The 5,476-nt window shown below is 59.1% G+C and carries 4 protein-coding genes; 3 read left to right on the top strand and 1 reads right to left on the bottom strand.

The annotated features are described in order from the left end of the window. Positions 1 to 364: 364 nt before the first annotated feature. Together C4334_RS14305 and C4334_RS14300 are read left to right on the top strand one after the other, a co-directional pair. Positions 365 to 2,776, top strand: coding sequence for a TonB-dependent receptor domain-containing protein (locus tag C4334_RS14305; RefSeq protein ID WP_352432766.1), 2,412 nt, complete (start codon positions 365 to 367; stop codon positions 2,774 to 2,776). A 375-nt stretch (positions 2,777 to 3,151) separates the two neighbouring features. Beyond that, positions 3,152 to 3,523, top strand: a complete 372-nt coding sequence (locus C4334_RS14300) for a TraR/DksA family transcriptional regulator (protein ID WP_352432765.1) — start codon at positions 3,152 to 3,154, stop codon at positions 3,521 to 3,523. 71 nt (positions 3,524 to 3,594) lie between these two features. Here C4334_RS14300 and xerC read toward each other — a convergent pair whose 3' ends face one another. Next, positions 3,595 to 4,515, bottom strand: a complete 921-nt coding sequence (gene xerC, locus C4334_RS14295; RefSeq protein WP_352432764.1) for a tyrosine recombinase XerC — start codon at positions 4,513 to 4,515, stop codon at positions 3,595 to 3,597. A 191-nt stretch (positions 4,516 to 4,706) separates the two neighbouring features. Here xerC and C4334_RS14290 point away from each other — a divergent pair, with 191 nt between their 5' ends. Continuing rightward, entirely contained in the window at positions 4,707 to 5,183 is a 477-nt protein-coding gene (locus C4334_RS14290; protein ID WP_352432763.1) for a tetratricopeptide repeat protein, read from the top strand. Positions 5,184 to 5,476 lie beyond the last annotated feature (293 nt).

The following is a 5,476-nucleotide window of genomic DNA, read 5'->3' as shown; positions in this document are numbered from 1 at the left end:
CCACCCCTGAAGGGGATGGGTTTTATAGCTCCCCCACACCCCCTCTTTTCTATAAAACGCAAGCAAGTTTTCCCCGAGCTCCACTGTGGCAAAGTTCGACATAACTTTTGATGCGGAAGATCCTCTCCGTAATTCGGGGCAAGTAGGTCGTCGCTTGACCTTCCTGCTCCTCGCGTTTCATCGCCTCGATTTGTTGTGATCGGAGCAAGCAGGTCGTCACTCGAGCGTCGGCGTGAGGCGAACTATTTCGCCCATGGTTGGCCGGCTTGACTTTCGGCAGGATGTGAGGCTATGATCCCGCTTCAATATTGAAAACGATTTTCAATTTCATTACCGAACGCTGACAATGGAGGGTTAGAAAGGCATGATCCGCTTTGCTCTGCTCTGCTCGCTGCTGCTGCTGCCGCTTGCCGCGCACGCGCAATCACACGCGCAATCATCCATCTACGGCATCGTTACCGACCGCACCGGCGCTATAGTCGCCGGTGCTTCCATCGCGCTTCAACCAGCGGACGCGCGCTGGAGGCGCACCGCCACCACCGATGAAACTGGAGCTTTTCGCTTCTTTCGACTTCCTTCCGGAGACTACTCCATCACGGCGCGCGCCGTTGGTTTCGCGCCGACAACGACTCGCGCGACGTTATCGGGCGCCGATCTGCGACTCGATCTTGTGCTCGAACCGGCGGCTATCGCTGAGGTAGTCGTCGTCAGCTCAACCCATCTGGCTGAGACTCCCGAAGATGTTGCCCGCACGCCCGGTTCCGTGGAGATCATTGATGCCAAGACACTGGAGAGCGCGCGCCCGTTCACCTTCAGTGACGTGTTGCGCCGCGTCGCCGGCGTCAACGTGCGCGACGAAGAAGGGTTCGGCTTGCGTCCCAACATCGGCATTCGCGGCCTCAATCCGACGCGCTCGACCAAAGTTCTGCTGCTCGAAGATGGCATTCCCTTCACCTATGCCCCATACGGCGACAACGCTTCCTATTACCATCCGCCGGTGGACCGGTTCGAAAGCTTGGAGGTGCTCAAGGGATCAGGGCAGATACTCTACGGTCCGGTCACCGTCGGCGGCGTCATCAATTACATCACGCCGAATCCACCGACGAAGCCTTCCGGTTACTTGTCGCTGACGGGCGGCAATCGCGATTACTTCAACGGCCACTTCAACTTCGGCGGCACATGGAAGAACACAGGGCTGCTCTTCGACCTGATGCGCAAACAAGGCGAAGGCGCACGCGAGAATACGCGCTCCGGATTGAATGACTTCAACTTCAAATCCGTTTCGACCTTCGGCGCGCGACAGGCCCTGACGCTCAAGGCCAACTACTACGGCGAAGATTCGATGGTCACCTACTCTGGCCTGCGCGAAGATGAATACCGCGCCAATCCGCGCGGCAACCCCTTCCGCAACGACCACTTCGACGGCCACCGCGCGGGCGCGTCGGCCACTCATGCCTACATCTTCAGCCCCGATTTGACCTTGACCACGAGCCTCTACGGTTCATATTTCCGCCGCCATTGGTGGAGACAGTCGAGCAATTCTGCACAACGCCCCAACCGCTTGTTCAATCCGACGACGCGCACGGGCGATCCGGACTGTTTGAGCATGGCCGACCTGCTCACGACGTGCGGCAACGAAGGGCGTTTGCGCCGCTATTATAACTTCGGCATCGAACCGCGCTTTCGCGCGAACTTCTCGCTCGCCGATGTGCGCAACGAAATCGACTTCGGCTTGCGCGCCCACTTCGAAGACCAAGATCGCCTTCAAGTCAACGGCGACACGCCGACGGCTCGCTCGGGCATCACGGTGGAAGACAATTTGCGACGCAACCAAGCATATTCCGGTTTCGTGCAGAACCGTTTCATTTTCGGCGCCTTTGCCATCACGCCCGGCTTGCGTCTCGAGCACGTGCGTTATCTACGGACCAATCGTCTAGCCAACAATGGCGCGGGAGTTACGGGGCGCACGTCGCTTACGCAATTGATTCCCGGCTTGGGCTTGTCGTTCAGCCCATCCACCGCGATCACCATTTTCGCGGGCGTACATCGCGGTTTCGCTCCGCCGCGCACCGAAGACATCATCAACAATTCCACGGGCGGCGTCGTCGATCTCGATCCGGAACTCAGTTGGAACTACGAGCTAGGTCTGCGCTCGGCACCCAAACGCGGGTTACGTTTTGACGCGACCTTTTTCCGCATGGACTACGAGAACCAAGTCGTTCCGGCCAGCGTCGCCGGCGGCATCGGCGCGACGTTGACCAACGGCGGAGCCACGCTGCACCAAGGGGTTGAACTCACCGGCCGCATCGATTCAGCCCCGTTTTTCGATCAGACGACCAATCTCTACTTGCGCGTCGCTTACACGTACTTGCCAGCGGCTCGTTTTACGGGCGTTCGCTTCAGCAGCATCAGCGGCTTTACGCGCGTCAGCGTCAGCGGCAACCGACTCCCATACGCGCCGGAACACACGCTCGATGCAGCGATCGGGTTGAGCCACCCGCGCGGACTCGATGCCATGCTCGAAGCGACCTACATCGGGCGTCAGTTCAGCGATGACTTGAACACGGTCAGTCCGACCCCTGACGGGCAACGCGGGCTCATCCCGAGCTACGTTGTCTGGAATGCGACTGTGAACTATCGCCTAGAGTCTTGGCGCACGACCTTCTTCGTCACGACGAAGAACCTCTTCGATCGGCTCTACATCGTGGACCGAACGCGCGGCATCTTGCCGGGCAGTCCGCGCTTGATACAAGCCGGGCTCAAATGGAACTTCTAAACGATAGATGCTTGCTCGGGGAAAGCGTCCGCGTCGGTTACGTGACGCTCAAAATAGGGCTTCTAGACGGAAGATCGTTGGAAGAAGCGAGGCGATTTCACAACGCCGACTCAAACGGGGGCTACGGTCAAATGGCGCACTTGTCTGGCCGTCCTGTTCACGGTGTGAACCGATCTGGGAATCTTCAACCAACGGCGACCGATTTTGCAGTCGCGCGCTGCTTCGCGGCTTTCAATCCGATCCGCTATTGGAGCAGCGCGCGAAACAAACGCGCCGCCTCGTCTTTTTGCGCTCTCGCCCAGCGGTCGCCCTCAACAAAGGCTTCGGGCTATAATCTCTCGCTCGCTGCAACACAACGCACGAGGGAGGTTGCCCATGGATGCCCAAAAGCTTGAACACTTCAAACGCAAGCTGCTCGCCGAACGCGAGCGCCACTTGGCCCACATCAACGACAACCAACAAGATGCACGCCAGATGGCCGAAGCCGACGATGGCGTCAAAGACGCCGCCGACATGTCCTTGCTGGACGTCAACCAAGAGATCGAGTATCGCTTGAGCGAGCGCGAGTCGCAGCTGGTCGCTGAGATCGAAGAGGCGTTGCGCCGCATCGCCGAAGGGACTTACGGCATCTGCGAACGTTGCGGGAAGCCAATAGACGAACGTCGCCTTGAAGCGCTGCCGACGGCCCGCTACGATGCCGCCTGCCAAGCTGTCATGGAAGCGGGCCAAGAGACGCCATCGCTCTAGCGCCGGTTCGGTCTGGTGCAGTGCGGAGTCGCGCCCCGTGCCCAGATCAACGCGCACCGCAAAGACCGCCTTCAAGATTTCGGGTGCGATTTATCGTAGATCTCGATCAACCTCTCCATGGAGACGTGCGTGTAGATCTGTGTGGTCGAAAGGCGCGCGTGACCGAGCAGCTCTTGGATGTCGCGTAAGTCCGCTCCGTTGTCGAGCAGGTGCGTCGCAAAGGTATGGCGCAGCGAGTGCGGACTGATGTTGTGAATGCCCGCGCACAGTTCGATGTACTTATCGACCATGCGTCCAACCGAGCGCGTTGTGATCCGCGTCCCCTGATAGTTCAAAAAGAGCGCCCGTTCGTCGCGCTGCGCGAGCGGGGCGTTGCGCAGGAAATTGTCGCGCACCGTCATGTATTGCAAAAGCGCATGGAGCGCCGGTTCGCCGAAGGGCACGATGCGCTGTTTACGCCGTTTGCCCGTGATGCGCACCGTGCGTTGACGAAAGTCCACGTCCTGCACGTTCAGCCGGACCAGCTCGGAAACGCGCATTCCGGTTCCGTACAGTATCTCGAGAATGGCTCGATCTCGTTTGCCGAGATCGGTCGAGATGTCCGGCGTCTCGATAAACCGGATCACATCCTCCACCGAAAGACAGTGGGGGAGCTTCTTCTCCAAACGCGGCGTCGAAACCAGCTTGGCCGGATTGGCCTCCAACACGCCTTCCCGAATCAAGAACTGGAAGAAGGTGCGCAACGCCGCGAGCTTGCGCGCAATCGAACTCTTCTTCTTCTTCTCAGCGTGTAGCTGCGCGAGCCATTCACGGATTGTGAGGTGGTCTATCTGGCGCACGTCCACCGCGCGACGCACGCCCGTTCGTGGATCAGCGGGTGCCAAGTAATCGTAGAATTGACCGAGGTCGATAGCGTAGTTGCGCAGCGTGTGCTCGCTTGCGTTTCGCTCGTACCGCAGATGATCGAAGAACTGTGCCAATAAGTGCTCCATATCCTCTCCTCGCGGTGGCCGACACTCGCTGTTCGTTGCTCATTGTATTCATCGCGGCTGATTTCTCAAGAGACGGCATCGAAGAAGCTGCTCCATACCGGCTCGCCCCGATCACGGAGCCAGACACACCTTGGGCGCTACGCTCATCGCGCCACACGTGATATTTTGTAGGCGAAAGGCTCTGAGCGAAGATGGACCGTCCGGAGCGCCCCATATTTGACTGGCTCCAAGGCCGCGCGTCGCTTGGCGCAGCGAGCGGCTGGACTACCGAAGAGATACGCCTCGTGGCGGACCTCGCCTATTGGCTCGCCGAACAAGGACGTTATCAGGAAGCGATCACCATCTTCGAGGGCTTGGCGGCGCTGGCCCCGGCAACCGCCTACTTCCAATCAGCGCTCGGCGCGCTTTGGCTGCGCCACGGCCAACCGGAACGCGCTCTGCCTCACTTGGAAACAGCCTTGACCGCCGATCCACAAGATTTCACGGCGCTGATCAATCGCGCAGAGGCGCGCATGTTGCTCGGCGATCTCGATGGAGCGCGCAAGGACCTCAAAGCTATGCTCGACTTGAGCGCAAGGCTCCCGCAAACGCCTCTACTTCAAATGTGTACAACGCGCGCCCGCGCTTTGTTGCAAACGGCGCTGGCCAAAGATCTAGTCAAAAGGTAATGGAAACTCTGGCGTAGAGCCGAATGATTCCGGTTCGCCCAGCGCTCGCACTGCGCGCCATTGGTGTAGCGCGTCGATTGCCGGCGTAAAACCGAATGATTGTCATTCGCCTGGAACTGGACCAGGGATTGATCTGCTCGTTCGGGTAGGCTGCCCAACCAGTCGAAGACGCGATGCCAAAAGCGATCAAGACCGAGCTCACTGTAACCATTTCCCGAGACGCCTTCAATTCGGTTCAAGTAAAAACTCATGCGACAAGCTCTATCTTACTGCCCGACGTCAGTTTAGCTTCG

The sequence above is a fragment of the Pyrinomonas sp. genome, assembly GCF_040289685.1.
Classification (GTDB): domain Bacteria; phylum Acidobacteriota; class Blastocatellia; order Pyrinomonadales; family Pyrinomonadaceae; genus Pyrinomonas.
The sequence above is the reverse complement of the archived record's forward strand: the minus strand, read 5'-3'. Positions and strand labels throughout refer to the sequence as shown.